The sequence below is a fragment of the Enterococcus phoeniculicola ATCC BAA-412 genome (assembly GCF_000407505.1).
GTDB classification, from domain to species: Bacteria; Bacillota; Bacilli; order Lactobacillales; family Enterococcaceae; genus Enterococcus_K; species Enterococcus_K phoeniculicola.
Genome location: NZ_ASWE01000001.1, coordinates 970,269 through 988,772 on the forward strand (window position 1 = coordinate 970,269; position 18,504 = coordinate 988,772).

Annotated in this window: 20 protein-coding genes; 14 read left to right on the plus strand and 6 right to left on the minus strand. The window is 35.1% G+C overall.

What is annotated here, in order from left to right:
* Positions 1 to 237 precede the first annotated feature (237 nt).
* The 5 genes from I589_RS04370 to I589_RS04390 all read left to right on the plus strand — a co-directional run bounded on the left by I589_RS04370 (position 238) and on the right by I589_RS04390 (position 5,783).
* Positions 238 to 1,200, plus strand: coding sequence for an alpha/beta hydrolase (locus I589_RS04370; protein WP_010769333.1), 963 nt, complete (start codon positions 238 to 240; stop codon positions 1,198 to 1,200).
* A gap of 287 nt (positions 1,201 to 1,487) precedes the next feature.
* Positions 1,488 to 2,231, plus strand: a complete 744-nt coding sequence (locus I589_RS04375) for an ABC transporter ATP-binding protein (protein ID WP_010769332.1) — start codon at positions 1,488 to 1,490, stop codon at positions 2,229 to 2,231.
* Between the two features lie 14 nt (positions 2,232 to 2,245).
* The gene (locus I589_RS04380) at positions 2,246 to 3,850 is read left to right on the plus strand and encodes a hypothetical protein (protein WP_010769331.1); all 1,605 of its coding nucleotides are present in this window, start codon (positions 2,246 to 2,248) and stop codon (positions 3,848 to 3,850) included.
* 123 nt (positions 3,851 to 3,973) lie between these two features.
* The gene (locus I589_RS04385) at positions 3,974 to 5,284 is read left to right on the plus strand and encodes a hypothetical protein (RefSeq protein WP_010769330.1); all 1,311 of its coding nucleotides are present in this window, start codon (positions 3,974 to 3,976) and stop codon (positions 5,282 to 5,284) included.
* A complete protein-coding gene (locus I589_RS04390) occupies positions 5,262 to 5,783 on the plus strand; it encodes a GrpB family protein (RefSeq protein WP_010769329.1) in 522 nt (173 codons plus the stop codon). Before I589_RS04385 ends, I589_RS04390 begins: the two co-directional genes overlap by 23 nt.
* Before the next feature lie 60 nt (positions 5,784 to 5,843).
* Here I589_RS04390 and I589_RS04395 read toward each other — a convergent pair whose 3' ends face one another.
* The 4 genes from I589_RS04395 to I589_RS04410 all read right to left on the minus strand — a co-directional run bounded on the left by I589_RS04395 (position 5,844) and on the right by I589_RS04410 (position 9,198).
* Entirely contained in the window at positions 5,844 to 6,914 is a 1,071-nt protein-coding gene (locus tag I589_RS04395) for an exonuclease/endonuclease/phosphatase family protein (protein ID WP_010769328.1), read from the minus strand.
* 82 nt (positions 6,915 to 6,996) lie between these two features.
* Positions 6,997 to 7,665: an ABC transporter ATP-binding protein gene (locus tag I589_RS04400; RefSeq protein WP_010769327.1), complete on the minus strand. Its 669-nt coding sequence runs from the start codon at positions 7,663 to 7,665 to the stop codon at positions 6,997 to 6,999.
* Between the two features lie 11 nt (positions 7,666 to 7,676).
* Positions 7,677 to 8,768 (minus strand): ABC transporter permease, encoded by a 1,092-nt coding sequence (locus I589_RS04405; RefSeq protein WP_010769326.1) that lies wholly within the window; start codon positions 8,766 to 8,768, stop codon positions 7,677 to 7,679.
* Between the two features lie 91 nt (positions 8,769 to 8,859).
* Positions 8,860 to 9,198 (minus strand): nucleotide pyrophosphohydrolase, encoded by a 339-nt coding sequence (locus I589_RS04410; RefSeq protein WP_010769325.1) that lies wholly within the window; start codon positions 9,196 to 9,198, stop codon positions 8,860 to 8,862.
* A gap of 257 nt (positions 9,199 to 9,455) precedes the next feature.
* Here I589_RS04410 and gloA2 point away from each other — a divergent pair, with 257 nt between their 5' ends.
* From gloA2 to I589_RS04450, 9 genes are all read left to right on the plus strand, one after another.
* Positions 9,456 to 9,836 (plus strand): SMU1112c/YaeR family gloxylase I-like metalloprotein, encoded by a 381-nt coding sequence (gene gloA2 / locus I589_RS04415; RefSeq protein WP_010769324.1) that lies wholly within the window; start codon positions 9,456 to 9,458, stop codon positions 9,834 to 9,836.
* A 100-nt stretch (positions 9,837 to 9,936) separates the two neighbouring features.
* The gene (locus tag I589_RS04420; protein WP_010769323.1) at positions 9,937 to 10,455 is read left to right on the plus strand and encodes a PepSY domain-containing protein; all 519 of its coding nucleotides are present in this window, start codon (positions 9,937 to 9,939) and stop codon (positions 10,453 to 10,455) included.
* A gap of 188 nt (positions 10,456 to 10,643) precedes the next feature.
* On the plus strand, positions 10,644 to 10,820 hold the full coding sequence (locus I589_RS18455) for a hypothetical protein (protein ID WP_010769322.1): 177 nt from the start codon (positions 10,644 to 10,646) through the stop codon (positions 10,818 to 10,820).
* A gap of 202 nt (positions 10,821 to 11,022) precedes the next feature.
* Positions 11,023 to 11,586 carry a GNAT family N-acetyltransferase gene (locus tag I589_RS04425; protein ID WP_010769321.1) on the plus strand — a complete coding sequence of 188 codons (564 nt, stop codon included), beginning with the start codon at positions 11,023 to 11,025 and terminating at the stop codon, positions 11,584 to 11,586.
* Between the two features lie 780 nt (positions 11,587 to 12,366).
* A complete protein-coding gene (locus I589_RS04430; protein ID WP_034684365.1) occupies positions 12,367 to 14,010 on the plus strand; it encodes a BglG family transcription antiterminator in 1,644 nt (547 codons plus the stop codon).
* Positions 14,007 to 14,438 (plus strand): PTS sugar transporter subunit IIA, encoded by a 432-nt coding sequence (locus tag I589_RS04435; RefSeq protein WP_010769319.1) that lies wholly within the window; start codon positions 14,007 to 14,009, stop codon positions 14,436 to 14,438. The genes I589_RS04430 and I589_RS04435 overlap by 4 nt, the downstream gene beginning before the upstream one ends.
* A 12-nt stretch (positions 14,439 to 14,450) precedes the next feature.
* Positions 14,451 to 14,732: a PTS sugar transporter subunit IIB gene (locus I589_RS04440; RefSeq protein WP_010769318.1), complete on the plus strand. Its 282-nt coding sequence runs from the start codon at positions 14,451 to 14,453 to the stop codon at positions 14,730 to 14,732.
* Between the two features lie 4 nt (positions 14,733 to 14,736).
* Complete coding sequence (gene ulaA / locus I589_RS04445; protein WP_010769317.1) at positions 14,737 to 15,987, plus strand: PTS ascorbate transporter subunit IIC; 1,251 nt, start codon at positions 14,737 to 14,739, stop codon at positions 15,985 to 15,987.
* A gap of 1 nt (position 15,988) precedes the next feature.
* A complete protein-coding gene (locus tag I589_RS04450) occupies positions 15,989 to 16,729 on the plus strand; it encodes a sugar isomerase domain-containing protein (protein ID WP_010769316.1) in 741 nt (246 codons plus the stop codon).
* Positions 16,730 to 17,016: 287 nt separating this feature from the next.
* Here I589_RS04450 and I589_RS04455 read toward each other — a convergent pair whose 3' ends face one another.
* Positions 17,017 to 17,529: an LURP-one-related/scramblase family protein gene (locus I589_RS04455; protein ID WP_010769315.1), complete on the minus strand. Its 513-nt coding sequence runs from the start codon at positions 17,527 to 17,529 to the stop codon at positions 17,017 to 17,019.
* Between the two features lie 43 nt (positions 17,530 to 17,572).
* Positions 17,573 to 18,442, minus strand: a complete 870-nt coding sequence (locus tag I589_RS04460) for a Cof-type HAD-IIB family hydrolase (protein ID WP_010769314.1) — start codon at positions 18,440 to 18,442, stop codon at positions 17,573 to 17,575.
* Positions 18,443 to 18,504: the final 62 nt, after the last annotated feature.

Consider the following 18,504-nt stretch of genomic DNA (forward strand, 5'->3'; position numbering starts at 1 on the left):
TAAATTCTACGTGAAATCTCCTCAGCTATTGAACTAGTTTATAAACTCAATTTTAAAGATTATTTTTCAATATTTCTAATCTAGTTTACCGCTTTTCTGAAAGAAATGGAAATCACAACTAAAAATTCAACCGTTTTTTCTAGGAAGAAAAGGAGCTTATTGTCTTTTTCTTGGGAAATATTTATAGTTACGTTACAATAATACTAACAAACAGATTAATCAAAAGGAGTAACATCTATGAATAAAAAAACACTAGGAAAAGGGTTGTTAGCAGGTGCGACTCTTGCTGCTGGCTATTTTGCAGTAGGGAATTATTTTTATAATGTCGCTTTAAAAAAAGAAAAGAAACCTTTTTTAGAAAACAATCCGAATTTGCCTGCTGGGACAAGTGGGGAAGAGCGTGCTAGAGAAGCTCGTAAACAAGAAAGAGAAGAGTGGTTAAAAACAGTAGAACAGCGTCCTGAAAAGTTGATGTCATTTGATGGGCTTCAATTAATTGGTACCTCTTTTTTACAGAAATCACCGACACACGAATGGGCGATTCTTGTTCATGGGTATCTGTCCAACCGATATGCTATGCAAGAAATGGCCTTTCAATTTTATCAATATGGATTTAATGTGTTAACGATTGATTGCCGTGGAAGTGGAGAAAGCCAAGGGGATTATACGACAATGGGCTGGCTAGATAGACTAGATGTAAGAGATTGGTGTAACAAGCTGGTTTCTGATGATCCAAAATCTGCTATTGTCCTTTATGGGATATCAATGGGTGGAGCAACAGTGATGATGGCTTCTGGTGAAACTCTACCTGAAAATGTAAAATGTATTGTTGAAGATTGCGGCTATACCTCAGCTTATGGGATATTCTCCTACCAGTTAAAAGAATTATTTCATTTGCCAAGTTTTCCTGTGATGAATGCTGCAAGCACGGTCACAAATTTACGATCGGGCTTTACATTAAAAGAAGCTTCCTCTGTCGAACAATTAAAGAAGAATCACTTGCCTATCTTTTTCATTCATGGAGATGCTGATACATTTGTACCATTTTCAATGTTGGAGGATGTCGTACAAGCAACAAAAGGTGAAAAAGAGGTCTATGTTGTTGCCGGGGCTCCTCATGGCGGTGCGTATGCTCATGATCCTAAGATTTATATGGAAAAAGTGATGCGGTTCATTTTACGAGCTTTTATGAAGGATTAAAGGAACAAACAGCTCACTGAGAAAAACACATGGTTTTTCAACCGAGAAACACACGGAAAAGAAATTAAGAATGACACTTATATTTTCCATATGATTCTGATTAACTAAAAATAGTTTGTGAATAGATGAGCTGTATAATATAGAGAAAAAGCGGTGTGGGGGGAATAATTTCCCCTCATTTTTTTGTTTTCTGAAAAAAGTTTCATTGTTTTTTTATATTCCTAAATTACTTGTAGTATAATCAATTTATTAAGCGTTAACTTTTAGGAAAGAAGAGAGGGAAAGATATGATTGAATTAAAACATTTGAGAAAAGTTTATGGGGAAAAAGTTGCACTGAATGATTTAAACTTAACCATTAAGAATGGGAGTATATTCGGCTTTTTAGGGCATAATGGTGCAGGGAAATCAACCACAATTAAGAGTATTGTGAGCATCATTGATCCAACAGAGGGTGAAATTTTTGTTGATGGACAAAATTTGAAAGAAAATCGTTTGACTATCAAACAAAAAATTGGTTATGTTCCAGATACTCCTGATATGTTTTTACAATTAACTGCTGATGAATATTGGAACTTACTTGCCAGTGCCTATAGTCTAAGTGAAGAACAAAAAAATAAACAAGTTGCACATTTAACAAACTTATTTGACATCCAGGGACAAGAAGCAAATACCCTAGAAAGCTTTTCTCACGGGATGCGCCAAAAAGTCATTTTAATTGGTGCATTATTATCTGATCCTGACATTTGGATTTTAGATGAGCCGCTTCAAGGACTAGATCCGCAAGCTGCATATGATTTAAAAGAACTAATGAAAGAGCATGCGAGAAAGGGAAAGACCGTTGTTTTTTCAACCCACATTTTAGATACAGCTCAACAGCTTTGTGATGAGCTGGCGATTCTAAAAAAAGGAGAGCTTATCTATAATGGTTCGGTGGATGATCTACTCGCTTCTTCTCCAAATGAATCCTTAGAAACCATCTACTTAGGCATGACTGGAAGACATTCTGATCAAGCAACAATGGATAGTTAGGAGGGTGATATAAAATGAATAAAAGTCAATTAATTAATTTATTTAAAGTTAATCTGCTTTATGCAAATCCCCAAGCAACTGTTCAGCTACGAAAAAAGGGAAAAACAGGAAATAAGATTTATCGAAGTATTCTTATGCAGTATGTTTTAATGGGCATATTTTTCACCTTTATTTACGGGATTATTATGGTTGCCATTGATTTTTCAAAATATCCCGGATTCTTTACATTTTATGCTGCATTATTTTCGGTCATGACCTTTTCACAAGGAGTCTCGATTTTGTATAATGTTTTTTACGATAGTAAAGACTTGAAGGATTATCTTCCTTTACCCTTTCAGCAAAAGGATGTCTTTCTTGCCAAATTTTTAATTGTGGCATTAACGTTATTACCTTTTTTGTTACCTGTTTTCGTCTTATTTGTTTTAACGACCGTTCGTTCTAGCTTATCTCTTTTGATAGGCTTACCTTTAAGTGTTATTTTGTTCATTCTATTTTTCTTTTTGTGTTGCGGAATCAGTACAGTACTAGTCTCTGGTTTGACACAGACGCAAATTTTTATGAAACATAAGAACATTATGACCACCCTAATGATGCTCATTCCAGCAATTGGAATGGCTTTTGGAATTATGTATATCAACCAAAAACAAAGTAATATATATGATGGAACGCTCTCGGATCAAGCGATTATCTATCCATTCCTGCCTTTTCATGTCGTATTGACAGACTTATTCTCAGTCAACGGTTTCGTAAGTTTTGCAGGAATTCTTCTTGCTTGTGGTTTGCTGATTATTGTATTAAAACAATGGGTTATTCCTAGCTTTTATCGCCTGGCTTTAGGGGAAGAGTCACAAGCAGTCTCTCAGAAACAGACAAAAACTAAGCCTGTTAAAAAGCAAACTTATGATGGACTGCCTAAGCAGCTACTACGCTACAATATCAATCTAATTAAAAATCCAACTTTATTAATGCAAGTATTAACTTCAACATTAATTATGCCGATGATTCTTGCCTTTCCAACTATATTCGGTGGGTTAATAAATTTAAGCAGTATTTCAAATAAGTTTTGGGTGATTGCCTTTTTAGCGGGAATGTTTTTAGCGCTGTTTACAATTAATTCCACCTCGATCATTAGCTTAATTATTTCACTCGATAGAGAGAACTTACATTTTGTCCGCTCATTGCCGATTAGTATGAAAGCCTATATGAAAGTGAAATTTAAATTTGCCTACATGTTTCAAGTAATTTTAACGAGTATTGTTACTCTTGCGTTGGCACTGATTTTACATTTACCGTTACTTCTTGTTTTATTTGCAGTATTAGGGACATGGTACGGTTGCTTTGTTGGAGGGATGTACTATTTCAACAGAGATTTCCGCCTACTTTCCTTAAACTGGACAAATGTTTCTCAGCTATTCACTCGAGGTGGGGGAAACTTTGCTATGGTATTCTCTATGTTTGGTACACTCATTTTAGGAAGCCTGTTGATTGGAGGATCAATTGCCCTTATTGTATTTGTTCCTGCAAGCTTAGTTGTTTCTCTTATTCTCTTCCTAGTAATTTTAAGTATCGGGTTTATTATGTTTAATCACTATAAACAAACATTTTGGAGAAATCTATAAGACTTTACAACCAAATAAAGTCTAATAAAGATGGATCTACTCATAAAAAAATGAGTTTAGATCCATTTTTTGTCTATTTATGGTAAACTGGTGTTCGCATATTCGTTTGAAAAGGAGAAAATGATGGACGCATGGGATGAAATAGTAAAAGAATGGTATCCGGAAATTTTAAGTAAAAAGAGTTACCCTTTAAAAATTTCTAAACACTACACAAGTGCTCAACGATGGGAAATCTACGAACGCCTAACAAAAAATCAAAGGGCACTCGTCAATAAACATCGCCGTTATTTGATTCAATCTCAATTTTTGGAAGAAAATTATTTACTTGCTACTGATTGGGTATTTGAAGATTTTAAAGTGAATCCTTTTTTCCGAACCTCTCGAAGACAGGAAAAACTTTTTTGTAAATGTGGACGAGAGCTAAAGGTTCAGTACATAGTCAAGTCACAAAAGACTGGGGAGCGATTAACATTAGGCATTTCCCACTTTGCTGAGCATTTACACGTCTCCGAAAATGTCGCGAGTTCAATTTCTCAGGGAATGACTAGGGTAGATTTAGCAATGGATGAATTGCTATGGCTAAAGCAGCAAAATTGTCCATTTCCTGAAGAACTATGGCAAAAATACCACTTGGCATTAATGTACAATAATCGACTAAAACAACCTAAAATACCTAACAAAAAGTTATATCTACGTGTTGCTGAATTTCGTGAAGCTGCCTTTCCAATCTATATTTCTGATTATCAGGCTTTACAAAAAGAAATCGATAGTATGTATCGGCAAACACAGCTAGAAGAAAAAACCATTCATGTAAAGAAAACAGATTTTTTTGAAAACAGAACCTCTGCAGAAATCAATACAAAAGCGTTTATAGAAACTTATCAGATTTTCTTAAAAAAAGATTTATCAGGAATACGAACAGAAGATTGCCAGCTAACAAAGCTTCCTGATAGCTACTTTCAAGAATTACTGTCACTTCTTAGGAAAGTGAAACATTTCCCCCCATCACTTGCTGAAAAAACCATTCAAGAATTTTCTGATACGCCTCAAGGACGGTGGATTCAACCGCAAATCTATAAGTTAATACTTGAAAAGTATTTGCTCCATGGATTCAAGGAAGTCTTCTTTTATGAGATTCCAAGACCTATGAGAAATGGTTTACTGCGTGTCTTAAAAAAAGAAAAAGAAGCGATGAAGTCTCCTCTAAAAAAAGAGAATCAGAGAAATACAGCGGATTCTAGTGAGAAAAAATCAGTAGAAGAATGGTTATTAGTAAAGAAACAGGCAAGCACCTCGACAAGGAAAAGAGCATTTGATGTTCTTCAGCAATTAGAGGGACTAAGAAAAGAAGACCCCTCAATTAACAAGGTATTACATGACTATTATGTAAAGATTAAGGAGAAACTATTTGATGATGGAGATACAAGTGGTTAATTATTCGTCAAATTGGCCGTTGTTATATGAAGAGGAAAAAAAAGCATTACTACCAATTCTTGGGAAAAATGGGGTAGCCATTTTTCATATTGGGAGTACCTCTGTAGTAGGTTTAAAAGCCAAGCCGATTATTGACATCTTACTGGTTGTGAAAGAAATTCAATTATTGGATCAACAGACACCAGATTTTGAAGCACTAGGATATGAAGTGATGGGTGAATTTGGATTGCCAAACCGACGTTACTTTCGAAAAGGTGGAGATAAACGAACGCATCAGATTCACGCTTATCCATATGATTGTACGCAGGAGATTCTACGTCATCTATGTTTTTGCGAATATCTCAGACAGCAGCCTGAGATTTCTTTAGAATATGGACGACTGAAACAACAACTAGCTAAGCAATATCCTAGAGATATAGAAAAATATGGAGATGGGAAAGAGGCATTTGTGAAACGAATTGAAAAAGAAGCACTGTTGAACTACTGGAAAAACAGATAAAAAGAAGACTCAATTTTAGAGAATGCATAGAACCACATTCTATAAATTGAGTCTTTTTGATTAATCTAATAATTGAAACTGAAGTCGAACTGGATTATGATCAGAGTATTGAAACGCTTTATCTACGACAGAAAGTTCTTGTATAGATATATTGTCTGAAAGAATGAATCCATCAATAAGAGAAATAAATGTCTGTCCTTTTTTATATGGTTCATCCAAATTACGAACAGATGGGATAGCTGCTTTGGCTAATCCTTTTTCTGCAACAGAAAATCCTTTTGGCAATTCACTTTTTGGAAAAGGTTGGTTCCAGCTGAAATCTGTTTCTGTATTTTGAAAAATAGCATCACTATTTTCTAATAAGGCGTGATTGTAATCGCCACCTACAATGACGTAGTTGCCTGACTGGTACTGTTTCTCCATCTCATCCCCTAATTTTTTTATCTGGGCTTTTTGAATAGCAGGGTCCTTTGTATAAGCCGATAGGTGGACATTAATCAAGGTTAAATGATGGCCATTTGAAACTGGCACATTTGAAACCGTGAAGGCTCTGTCTAAATCAAAAAATTTGTTGAAATTAGTTTCGATAGGAAGCGAGTACCGCATGCTATCATCAATTTTTCCTTTGCTGAGCGTTACAAGCCCTGACTTAGATTTCCCGATGGGCTCTGTTAACGGGTAAAATAAATAAGAAGAGTCGTAATTTTGCCCATACACACTGGCATAGCCGTCAAATGCATCCGTCAATTTTTTGACTTCATTCACCCCATAAGAACGTGTCGCTTTTTCGTCGACCTCCTGAAAAAAAGCAAAATCAGGTTGAAGTGCTTGAGTCGTTTCTATAATTCCTTTTAAGTTGTTTTGAATTGCTTCCTCACTAAATCCTCTTGAATAGCGACCACCGTCCATAAAAAAACTATAATCGGGACTGTAGGAAGCATAACCAATGTTAAACGTTGTGATTACATAGGGATGATTGGGACGAATTTCCTCTGTTACACTTTCTTTTACAGGCAAAGAAATGGCATCATCTACTCGTGCATAACTTAGATAAACATAGGAAACATAGCCAATCACAACAAGAACAAGTGCAATAATAAACATCAATAAATAGCGCATCAATTTTTTCATCATTTCCTCCTAAACATTCCCTGTAATACTAACAAAAAAAGAGAACAAAAATCAATCAATTGATTCTCATTCTCTCTAAAAACTATTTTTCTGTAAGTACGCCATCTTTCATCAGATATACACGATCACAAGCTTCAATTAAACGCTGGTCATGTGTAACCATAATGGTAGCCTTATTTTTTTCCTTTGTTTCTTTTGCAAGAATATCCACAACCTCAAAGGCACGATCTGAGTCCAAACTTGCAGTTGGTTCATCAGCAAGAATGATGGAGGGCTCATTATATAGCGAACGGGCAATTGCTACTCGCTGACGTTCACCTCCAGATAACTGTTCGGGATATTTCTTCTTCAAAGAATCAATCCCTAGCTGTTGAAATAAAGATGCTACCGCTTTTTTATCCGTTGTTGTCTTTTTTACTTTATCAACCAGCCTCAATTGATCCTCTACCGTAAGAAATGGAACAAGGTTAGATGCCTGTAGAATAAAACCGATTTCTTCAAAACGCAAGGAAGCTCGTTTTTTTTCAGACTCACTACTAAATGCTTGATTATTGATTCTTACCTCTCCTTCAGAAGGTTGCTGCAATCCTCCTGCTATAGTAAGAAATGTACTTTTACCAGAACCACTAGGACCGATAATAGCGACAAATTCACCTTTTTCCACTGAAAAATTAGTCTTTTTTAATGCTTGAATAGTGGTATCGCCATCTTTAAATTGTCGAGATACATTTAAAAATTCTATCGCATTCATATTTTTCCTCCTTATCCAATAGCCTTTAAAGGATCAACCTTTACGACAGTTCTTACTGAAAAGAATGCACCCAATATGGCAACTAGAAGCATAAGAGCAGCTATCGTTCCATAAAAAAGCCAATTACTTTCAAAGGGTACAGCTACAGGCAGGACAAGTGACGTACCAACTGTTCCCAAAAGGCCAATAGCCACGCCTAAAAATGCTAAAAGAGCCGTTTGTATAATTACCGAAGAAGCAATGTAGCGACTTGAAATTCCTTGTGCTTTCATCACTCCAAAAATCATGGTTTTTTGCATCGTTAAAACATAGATAAAAATACCAATCACAATAGCGGCAATTACAATTAAAAATCCAATCATAAAACCAAAAGTAAGAACTTGCGCATTGTATCCTGGAAGCTCATTTATGAAAGTTTTAATGGGAATAATTTCAAGTGTATCCTCTGACACAGAGACCTTTTTTAATGAATGATTTTCACCTCGAACCACAATCGCATTCACCCGTGCATTCTCTGTTGTATCCACTTTTTCAAATCGAAGCTTTTGATATGTATCAACAGTCGTATACAAAACAGGCGCTACACTAAATTTTGCATTGGAAGTAAAGCCGACGATTTTAATGATTTCCTCACTACCCGCAAGTTTTACTGTATCATTTAGCTGAATATTATTTTCTTCCTTAAGGCTAGAATCAGCGATTGCCTCATTATCTTTGGTAAATGCTCGGCCTTCTGTAACTTCAGGCATTAAAAACTCATCTGGATGGATCCCAAAGAAGCGAACATCTATTTTCTCGTCTTTTTTTTCATCGTCTGTTCTCTGAATCACACCGGCTGTCTGTCCTAAAATAGCAACTTCTTTCCCTTTTACTTCATTTTCCATTTTGATAGGAAGCATCGACATATTTATATTTGCATTCGATTCCTCAGAGAGAATAATCCCATCTGCGTTCCATTTATCTACCGCTGTTCGGTTATCTTGTGCCAAGCCAAAAGCTAAGCCTGTCAAGAAAAATACGAGGTAGGCAATTAAAAACATAACCCCCACTATTAAAGAATAACGTAGCTTTGAATAACGTATTTCATTCCACGCCAAAAACATTCTCTCAACTCCTTTACTATATTCTATCTTCAAGTATAGAGTTCTAGGATGAGATAAGCGAACTATCTGCTTTTTTATTTTTTCTCGCTTTTTATTTTTTCTCGCGTGTTAAGTTCAATTTTTCTTTACTATCAACTGGATATTTTTCTGCATTTTTTACTAGTTTTTCTTCAATAATTTGGGAAACATCTATTGATAAATCCGTAGTCAACATCAATGTATAAATGAGAATATCCGCAATTTCTTCTTTAATATTTTCAAAATTTTGTTCAACGGCCTGTTCACTGGTTCGCCATTGAAAATCTTCCAAAAGCTCGGAAGCTTCTAAATTAATGGAGATAGCTAAATCTTTTGCATTATGATATTGGCGCCAATTTCGTTCATCTCTAAATTGATTCACTAAATCTGTTAAACGGTGTACTTCATTCATCATCCAATCTTCCTTTCTTTCTCTTCATTTTCTCTCAATCTCCGGGGAAAGTAAATCCATTTGTAAGGATAAGTTTTTAGATTCTCTAGACATTTAGAGCGCAGTAGGGTAAAAAGAAAGAAGGAGAAAACTTGAAATATTTTTCCTTGAGACTGTCCCAAATCTTTTACACCTTAGTAACTGGCGAGAACAGAAGCTACTTGTTTCTTAAAATCTAGCTCCTCTGTATCGACCTCTATCTTATTAGGAGATGACTTATGAATTTACAAACCATTCATCACATAGCTATTATTGCTTCAAACTATGAAAAATCAAAAGACTTTTATGTTCGCTTACTAGGCTTTAACATAATTCGGGAAAACTTCCGATCAGAAAGAAATGATTATAAGCTGGACTTACAATTAGGTGATTGTGAACTAGAGTTATTTGGCATTTCTACGGCACCCCAAAGACCCAGTTATCCTGAAGCTTGCGGCTTAAGACACCTAGCGTTTAAAGTGGAGAACATAGAAGCTGTGATTGCAGAGCTAAATGAAAAAGGAATTGCCACAGAACCAATTAGAATAGATCCATTTACAGACAAAAAAATGACTTTCTTCCATGATCCAGATGGATTACCATTAGAATTACATGAATAATTTAGTCAAGATAACAAAATTGTCACTTTACTTTTAGGAAATTCGATGTTTTCTTTCTTCCTTTCTTGGTACACTAGAAAAAAAGAGAAGGAGAGAGGACATGAAAAAAATTATCTTTGGTGTTCTGCTAGGAAGTATTCTCTTATTTGGAGCGGCGTATGGCTTGCTTGGAGAAAGTTACCAGCTAGCAGACATCAGTCAACAAAAGTACAAAATATCATTAGAAGAAGCCATTCAGCTTTATCAAAAGGAAACAAAACAAGATAGCTGTACGGCAATTTCCTTTGATGCACCAGAGGACGTAGAAAATCCATCTGCCGCATCTTATAATTATGTATTTGAAGATGGAGATACTATCGTACGAATCGACCCAAATACTGGAAAAATAACAAAAAGTAAACAAAAGCTTGTAAAAATGAGCCAACAAAAAAGAAAAATCACATTACATGAACTAAAACAGCTACCCATGCCAAAAGATGCCATGTCAAAAGCCTTAAAAAGAGTACAGGGAAAAAATAATCAGGTCATTTCTTGGCGTTTACAAAAAAATCATGTAACACCTTCTTATACAGTTACAGTGAACCAAAACCATGCACAAAAAAGAATCTTGGTGGATTGATTTTTGTTTTTCTCTGAAAGTGAATCAGAAGTACACCAAAAATGACTATATAAATAAGTATAACCGGGTGAAAAATGACCAGTGCAATACTTATTTATCCCTCCTTTTTTGAGGTTATCATTTCCTATTTTACGCTTACTGGAGTAATCTATAAGTGAAGGAAATTGAGAAGAAGGAGCTGTCTGAAAATGGAAAAAATGATCTGTCCACATTGCGGGAAAAAATTTCGTTATGAAGAAATAAAAAATATAGTCAGTCATACTGGAAAAGAAATGGCGATTGTTTGTCCATATTGTGACTTGATTGCTGATAGAAAAGTAAGTCACGGCTATTTTGTTTCAACAAAAATTATTGAACAAAATTAATGGTATATAGTAAAGGAATTGGAAAAAAACTACAGGTTCTCTAAGAGTTTCAATGCAGTTTTGTTGAATGCTCAAAGAGAAATCTGTAGTTTTTATTTGAATGCACAAACATTATTTTCTTATCTATTTTAATAAAATTCTCATCTGCTTTGAATTGAAAGTTTGGGAATGTTAGAATGAATTTTGAAAGAGAGGAATAAAAATGATTCGCTTAATGACAAAAGAAGACGGTGCAGTTGTTGCACCATTAATATTAGTTATTTTAAAAGATATGGAGCTACCCTTTGTAACCCAATATGGGGAAGAGAAAACAATTGAAATACTCGCTGAAGCTGCGGCGGAAGCCAACTATCGTTATGGGTTTGCAAATGGAATTGTTAAAGAAGTTGATGGAAAAATTGCAGGGGTTGCTTTTGGTTATGCAGCTGAAGAGGAACCAACAATTGATGAACCACTAACCAAGGTTCTTGAGGCGCATGGAATGGATACAGCAGCGAAGTTATTCACAGATCCAGAAACCTTTCCAAACGAGTGGTACTTAGATTCTATCTGTGTATCAGAAGAATTTCGCGGTCAAGGAATCGGCTCTGAGTTGTTAGATGCATTGCCTAATCTTGTCAAACAAAAAGGAAAATCAATTATCGGATTGAGTGTGGATAAGGCAAATCCTGGCGCTCGAAAGCTGTACACACGAAAAGGATTTAAAGCTGTTGGAGAAGTCATGATTAGTGGTCATTTGTATGACCATATGCAAAAAAATATTTGACTAGAATATTGATTTCACAATGTTTGAGGGACAAGTCGAAAGTTGTCCCTACATCAACCAAACAAGGAGCTTATGGTCATCATAGAACGCCGAAAATTGTACATCAGTCTCTTCCAATCTTGATGATAGACAGAAAAGGACAACTAATTTTTGTCACGCTATCTTCATAAAAATAAAAACTTAGGTTATAAATCCTAATAGAAAAGCCGGATGCCAATGTGATTGGTGTCTGGCTTATTTGTATGTTTTTGTATTAAGTCATTTAATGTTTCTTGAAAAGAAGATAAAGCATACACAACTACGTACTTATCTCTCAACAAAGAAAATCGCGTATTATTTAGCTATATTGAAGAATTTTATAGTAAAAATAGAATGATAGTTCGATTGAATATCTGACTCCACAAAAATAAAAAAACCTAGATGGGGGAATTTTTCTACTAAAACCGTCCAAGATATTACCTCACCCCTACTTCTTTACCACTTGCTGAAATATTGTTTAAATGCTTCTTCCTACTTCATTGGAATAGTCACCTCGTTTAAGTTTTCTATTCACACGTCAACTTTTAATATACAGATTCAAATTAACGCTCAATCAGGATAGTATTTTATATATTATTCTTAGAATAAAGTTCGAATCGGAAATTTATTGAAATGCTGGAAAAGATAGTTTGCGTTAAGTTTTATTGATTTCTGAGGTGTCCATACAATCTCATTGTTTTTTAATATTCTTTCTGGTCTTCCTTTCAATGATTCAAACAAATATAGTCAATTTAGAAGGTGATGGATATGGAGCACTATCAGGACAGCAAAAAAAGAAGAATCATGATTCTTAAACGAATTTTAGATTCAGAACATCTGAGTTATCAGCAGCTTTCAGATGAATATTATGTATCTAGAAGCAGCATTGCTAACGATATAGCCTATGTAAAAAATGTGTTTGCAAAAGAACGATTAAGCTTAACGTTTGATAACTCAGGTACTTATTTTGAAGGGAGTGAAATACAAATTCAAAGAGTCCTTAAACGGACAATTCTCAATCATATTAATGAATTAGAAATAATTAACGGATTAATTGATACCTCACTTTTAAATGAAATAAACTCAGCGTTTCACCAAGCTATCATTGAAAAACAATTTGAAATTCCTGAGAGTTATTTTCAAAGCATTGTTGTCTCCATTCTGCTGATTGTTCAGCGCACTGATAAACGCCATGAGATTAATCTAAAGGGAAAAAACCAATATGGAAAATATTTTTTAGAATTTAATAAATATCCCTTGGTTTACGAGCTATTGAAAAAACTAGAAGAGAAAAATATCTATCAATTTTCTCCTGAAGAGGTTCAGTACCTTACCTATGTAATTGTAGGAAGTGGCTTAAAGTTTTTTATCAAAAGCGAGAATATCCCGTTTTCTTTTAGGGGAAAGGTTCGTCATTTAATCCAAAAAATTAGTGAGGGGATTCAGATTGATTTAACTCAGGATAGTCGGTTAGAAGAGGATCTGCTAGTTCATTTGTATCAGCTAATTTTACGGATTGAAGCACAAACTACAATTGTTAATCCCTTAATTGAAGAAATTAAACAAAATTATCCTGCTATCTATGGAGTGGTATGGTTTGCACTAAATGATTTCTATCGCACTTATGGAATGAATTTATCGGATGATGAGATAGGTTTTGTTGCGATTCATTTTCAAGCAGCAGTGGAAAGGATTAAGCGATTGAACAAGATTTTATTTGTTTGTCCCAACGGAATAGGAACCAGTTCATATGTCTCAGCAAAAATACGAAGAATTCTACCAGATATTGATAGCATCGAAACTGCCTCTATCGAAAAAATAAAGAAGATGGATTTATCCGATGTAGATTTCATTATATCAACAGTGGATATTCCTAGTCAGGAAAAACCAATTGTTCGCATATCCCCCATGGTTACAGCTAGAGATATGAAACGTATTATGAATTATTACATTGATTTAATTATTGAAAATGAGCAGTCTAGCCGAGATAACCGGATTGTGACTGAAAAAACAAAAACATTCATTTCTAATCATGTATATTTTGATAATTTTTCTTCCAAGAAAGACGCCCTTGAATTTTTAATTAATCGCCATCTATTCAATAGTGAAGATAGAAAAAGAAAGTTTATTCACTCCGTTTTTGAACGTGAATCACTGCAATCAACTTATTTAGACAATGGATTTGCCATACCACATGGAAATCCGGAGTTTGTTGATGAAACAGCAATTTCTATATTAGTTCTTGATAAGCCGATTCAATGGGCGCTTCAAAAAGTGGATATTATTGTCCTATTAATGATTAGAGAAGAAGATGTTAAACAAGTAGAATCTGTCATGAAATTAATCATGCAAGGAATTGAGGATAAAAATTGGTTTATCTCAAAAATGATGGAGGTAAAGGAATGAGTGAATTAAATAAGTTACTACCAGAAAATCATATACAAGTGGTGAAATCAGCAAAGGATTGGAGGCAAGCAGTCACAATCGCTAGTCAGCCTTTGCTAAAAGAGAAATTGATAACACTTACTTATTTAGAAAATATGATTGAAAGTGTAAAAAAGAATGGCCCATACATGGTTTTAACGGACTATTTTGCATTAATGCATGCGAAACCTGGAGAGGGTGTTAATCAGCAAAGTATGAGTTTATTGGTTACCAAAGATTCTATTGACTTAGAAGGGAAACCTGTGAAAATTTTTCTCATTCTAGCAGCAAAAGATAATGAAAGTCATCTGTCTAGTTTGCAGGACATTATGAATGTATTTATGGATAACAACCAATATAAAACCATTTTACATGGAAAAAAAGAAGAACTCGTTCATCTATTTAAATAGGAGGAAAAAATAATGAAAATTTTAGCGGTTTGCGGATTTGGTGTAGGAAGTTCAATGGTGTTGAAGATGTCTATTGATAAAGTAGTAAAAGAGCTTGGGGTGAAGGCAACCGTTGAAAATACGGATTTATCAACTGCAAAAGCTACACAGGCGGATGTATATTTTACAAGCAATGAATTACTTCCTGAATTAAAAGCATCTGTAACTTCTCCTGTTTATCCTATAAAAAAATATATGGATACAGAAGAAGTCAAGCAGCAATTGGAAACTTTTTTAGCAGAAAAGGGGGTCTAGAAAAATGAGTTTTATTACCGATTATATATTGAAGAACCCGCCAGTTTTATTAGGCTTGATTGCGATGATTGGGTTAATCATTCAAAGAAAATCATTTTCTGAAATCGTCAAGGGTTCAATGACTGCTGCATTTGGCATGGTTGCATTAACTGCTGGAGTGAATATGTTGGTGGGGACTATTTCTCCAATTAATACCGCAGTTCAAACCCAGTTAGGAGTGAAGGTAACAGAAGGTTTATCAGATGTGACCTTTACTGCTGAATATGGCGGAACAGTTGGACTTGCAATGTTTCTTGGCTTAATTATTCATTTATTAATTGCACGCTTTACTCCTGTAAAAACAATTTTTCTAACAGGTCACATGCTTTGGTGGTTCCCTTTTGTATTTGTAGCAGCAGGGGTTGAGGCAGGCCTAAGCGGCGGACTGCTGATTGTTTTGAGTGCTATTTTATCTGCGTGTTACTGGTCCTTTATGCCATGGATTATGCGTAAATACGTTTGGGATGCCACAGGTGATGACTCCTTTTTAATTGGTCATCCAACGGGAATTTTATCGTTAATTTCTGGGTTTGTAGCAAAAAGAGTAGGAAATAAACAAAAATCTACTGAAGATATACATGTACCTGAAAACCTATCTTTTTTTAGAGAAATTTCTATCACAGGTGCGCTTGTTATGTTTCTCATGAATATTGTAATTGGTATGATTGCTCCAGTATTAGTTCCTGAAGGTGGGAGCTTAGTAATGTTTGCTATTGATGCTGGGTTAAACTTTGGAGCGGGTCTACTTATTATGTTGTATGGGGTTCGATTATTGATTAATCAAATCATTCCGGCCTTTCAAGGAATTGCAGAAAAAGTGGTTCCTGGAGCAAAACCAGCCTTTGATGTTCCTATATTGTTCAACTATCGTCCAAATGCTGTGATTATAGGCTTCATTGTCGCAATGATTACCTCAACTGTCCTAGTAATTCTTGCAAATACATTTAATATTTTTGGTGTTCTGATTGTGCCATTAGTTATTACTAGCTTCTTTGAATGTGGTGGGGCTGCCGTAATTGGAGAAGGACAGGGTGGTTTACGTGGTTCTATTATAGGAACAGCTACTGCTTCAATTGCAATGGTTGCTTTGGTCGGAGTTTCTGCAGTTGTCTTTAGTTCAACTATTCAAAATTGGCTGCTAATTTTTGGTGGAAATGATTTATCGTTATGGGGAATAATTGGTCGAGCAATAAGCGGTTTGTTTGGAGGGTTTTAATATGTTTCAATATATGGAAAGAATAACGGATTTACTACGAGTAGTAGAAAAAGAAGAAGAGAAATCTATAAAACAAGCGATTGACTTGTTAACCGTAGCAAATTTAAAAAAGCAATCTATTTACATTTTTGGAGCAAGTCATGCTGGAATTTTGGCAGAAGAAATGTATTACCGTGCGGGTGGAATGATGACAATTAACGCTATTTTTGGCAGAGAAGTTATGCTGGATCGTTCGCCAATTACTTTTACGAGCCAGATGGAACGCTTGGAAGGGTACGGTACAGCGCTGGCTTCAACTGTTAGATTTAAGAAAGAGGATGTCTTAATTCTACATTCTGTTTCTGGCAGAAATCCAATTATCCTTGATTTAGCACTTGCCGCTAAAAAAAATGGAGTCAAAATTATTTGTCTTACTAATGTTGTGTATTCTAAGTCTGTAAGTAGTCGTCATACTTCTGGGAAAAAATTATTTGAAGTATCTGATATTGTAATAGATAATCACGGAGATATTGGTGACGCATGTTGTAGTCTGGATGGCATCGAACAAAAGGTCGGCCCTTCTTCAACAGTCGTTGGCGCAACGATTCTTAACTCTATTATTGTTGAAGTATGTAAAAACCTAATTTCAAGTGGTGTAAAAAATCCACCAGTGTTTTATTCGGCAAATATTGATGGTGGCGACAAGCTAAATAATGCGCTATTTGAAGAGTACAAAGAATCTATTCACTACCAATTTTCTTAAAAAATCCTAGAAAGAGGATGGAGCAAACATCATGAAAGGCTTACTTTGTTTGAGGAAAACAACAGAGGCACGATGAAATTGTTTTTTCTCTAATAGCGATCAATTTAAGAAACGATAGATTAAACACACCTACAATCAAGGAAGATTCTTCCAATAAAAAGAAAAGAAGACTGAAAATCCTTTTTACGATTTTCAATCTTCTTTTTTTGTTCTTGGAACTCAAGTCCAAAGTTCTTATTTTAGTGGAAACTGCAAAAAATCTTCTTTTTCAGTTCCCACTAATTCTGCTAATTCATATCCAAATTGAGACGAAGGGGTGATTTTCCTTTTTTTCGATTATATAGCCAATAGTCCATGATTGCAGCAATACAAATACATAGCGGTGCTTCATCGTCAACAGGAATATTTAGAACATAGTAATCACCAGTGAGTAAAGTCGCGTTGTTCATTTCCATGACCAAACGATTGAAATGATGGATGGTATATTGATGACGATAAATATTTCCTTGAACCGTCCAATGAAGCTGTCGAATATAGTAAAAGTCACCCGGCCAATTAAATATCTTCTTTAATGTTCCAACTTTTTTAAAACCTTGATAAATTTCAAAACGAGTCCCGAAAGTAAAGCTGACTTGTTTAATACTTGCGACAAGCTCACCATTCATTTTATAAAGAGAAAGGGCATCACCTTTTGTTCCCCAACGCCCGACTAAAAGAAATAGGGATTTTCCCTGATAGTCCTTCACAATCGTACGCGTCACGTTACTGAGCTGTCGTTCTTGAATAAAAAATTCTGACACCTGTAAGCCCACCTCTCTTTGTTTAATCTATTTTCTTTAAAACTTATAACTCTTCTTCAATTGCCCGCATAATTGCTTTTCCAACACCATTTTCTAAATTTGTGTCCGTTTCATACTTGGCATATTCTTTTACTTCAAGCTCTGCATTTCCCATCGCAAAGCTCACACCAGCTACCTGAAGCATACTTACATCATTAAAATTGTCTCCAATGGTCATAACATCTGTCAAATCAATTCCTCGTTCACTGGCAACATGGGCTACTGCAATCCCTTTTTGCGCATCACGATGATTAATTTCAATATTATTTTGACCAGAGGAAGTGACTGCTAAATCACCTAGTGCATCTATTTCTGTTGCTACAGGTCCTAAAACTTGTGGTCCCTCCATATGGAAACAAATAATTTTTAACACTTCTAATTTATTGTCTACGAGCAGTTCTCGAATACTGTCTACATACTCAATGTGAAGCAATTCCAGATTAGCAGCAGCCATAGCAATGGCCATTTTATAAGTTAAATGAGGGAGGTGACTTGCAATCATTGATGCAAAGCTTTCTACACGGCGGCTTTGACTTTGTGAGTATAATCCTTTGTTTGTTGACACTTCATAATAAATATCGTGAGCATCTAATATATCTAAAATTGTAGCGGTTCGTTCAGGGACAATCGGAACAGTAAATAATGAGGTACCACCTTTATCAAATACTTGTGCACCATTTAAAGTAATCATCGCACAATCAATGCCTACTTCATCTAAAGCAGAACGTGCTTCTTGATAATTTCTTCCAGTGGAAACCATAAACTCAATTCCTTTAGATTCGGCAAAACGAATAGCCTCAGCATTTTCTTTTGAAATTCCCATATGGGCGTCTAACAATGTACCGTCCATATCAGAAGCAATCAGTTTAATCATAAATTATTCCCCGTCCTTTCTTGTCTACTTCTCTATTTTACCACATTTTGCATCTTTTTTAA

Bases quoted from the DNA above. Each gene is read 5' to 3' on its own strand.
- I589_RS04450 (WP_010769316.1), top strand. From the start codon at position 15,989: ATGTTTCAATATATGGAAAGAATAACGGATTTACTACGAGTAGTAGAA.
- I589_RS04430 (WP_034684365.1), top strand. From the start codon at position 12,367: ATGGATATGGAGCACTATCAGGACAGCAAAAAAAGAAGAATCATGATT.
- I589_RS04390 (WP_010769329.1), top strand. From the start codon at position 5,262: ATGATGGAGATACAAGTGGTTAATTATTCGTCAAATTGGCCGTTGTTA.
- I589_RS04395 (WP_010769328.1), bottom strand. From the start codon at position 6,914: ATGAAAAAATTGATGCGCTATTTATTGATGTTTATTATTGCACTTGTT.
- I589_RS04425 (WP_010769321.1), top strand. From the start codon at position 11,023: ATGATTCGCTTAATGACAAAAGAAGACGGTGCAGTTGTTGCACCATTA.
- I589_RS18455 (WP_010769322.1), top strand. From the start codon at position 10,644: ATGGAAAAAATGATCTGTCCACATTGCGGGAAAAAATTTCGTTATGAA.
- ulaA (WP_010769317.1), top strand. From the start codon at position 14,737: ATGAGTTTTATTACCGATTATATATTGAAGAACCCGCCAGTTTTATTA.
- I589_RS04380 (WP_010769331.1), top strand. From the start codon at position 2,246: ATGAATAAAAGTCAATTAATTAATTTATTTAAAGTTAATCTGCTTTAT.
- I589_RS04405 (WP_010769326.1), bottom strand. From the start codon at position 8,768: ATGTTTTTGGCGTGGAATGAAATACGTTATTCAAAGCTACGTTATTCT.
- I589_RS04375 (WP_010769332.1), top strand. From the start codon at position 1,488: ATGATTGAATTAAAACATTTGAGAAAAGTTTATGGGGAAAAAGTTGCA.
- I589_RS04400 (WP_010769327.1), bottom strand. From the start codon at position 7,665: ATGAATGCGATAGAATTTTTAAATGTATCTCGACAATTTAAAGATGGC.
- gloA2 (WP_010769324.1), top strand. From the start codon at position 9,456: ATGAATTTACAAACCATTCATCACATAGCTATTATTGCTTCAAACTAT.
- I589_RS04435 (WP_010769319.1), top strand. From the start codon at position 14,007: ATGAGTGAATTAAATAAGTTACTACCAGAAAATCATATACAAGTGGTG.
- I589_RS04460 (WP_010769314.1), bottom strand. From the start codon at position 18,442: ATGATTAAACTGATTGCTTCTGATATGGACGGTACATTGTTAGACGCC.
- I589_RS04385 (WP_010769330.1), top strand. From the start codon at position 3,974: ATGGACGCATGGGATGAAATAGTAAAAGAATGGTATCCGGAAATTTTA.
- I589_RS04410 (WP_010769325.1), bottom strand. From the start codon at position 9,198: ATGAATGAAGTACACCGTTTAACAGATTTAGTGAATCAATTTAGAGAT.
- I589_RS04420 (WP_010769323.1), top strand. From the start codon at position 9,937: ATGAAAAAAATTATCTTTGGTGTTCTGCTAGGAAGTATTCTCTTATTT.
- I589_RS04440 (WP_010769318.1), top strand. From the start codon at position 14,451: ATGAAAATTTTAGCGGTTTGCGGATTTGGTGTAGGAAGTTCAATGGTG.
- I589_RS04370 (WP_010769333.1), top strand. From the start codon at position 238: ATGAATAAAAAAACACTAGGAAAAGGGTTGTTAGCAGGTGCGACTCTT.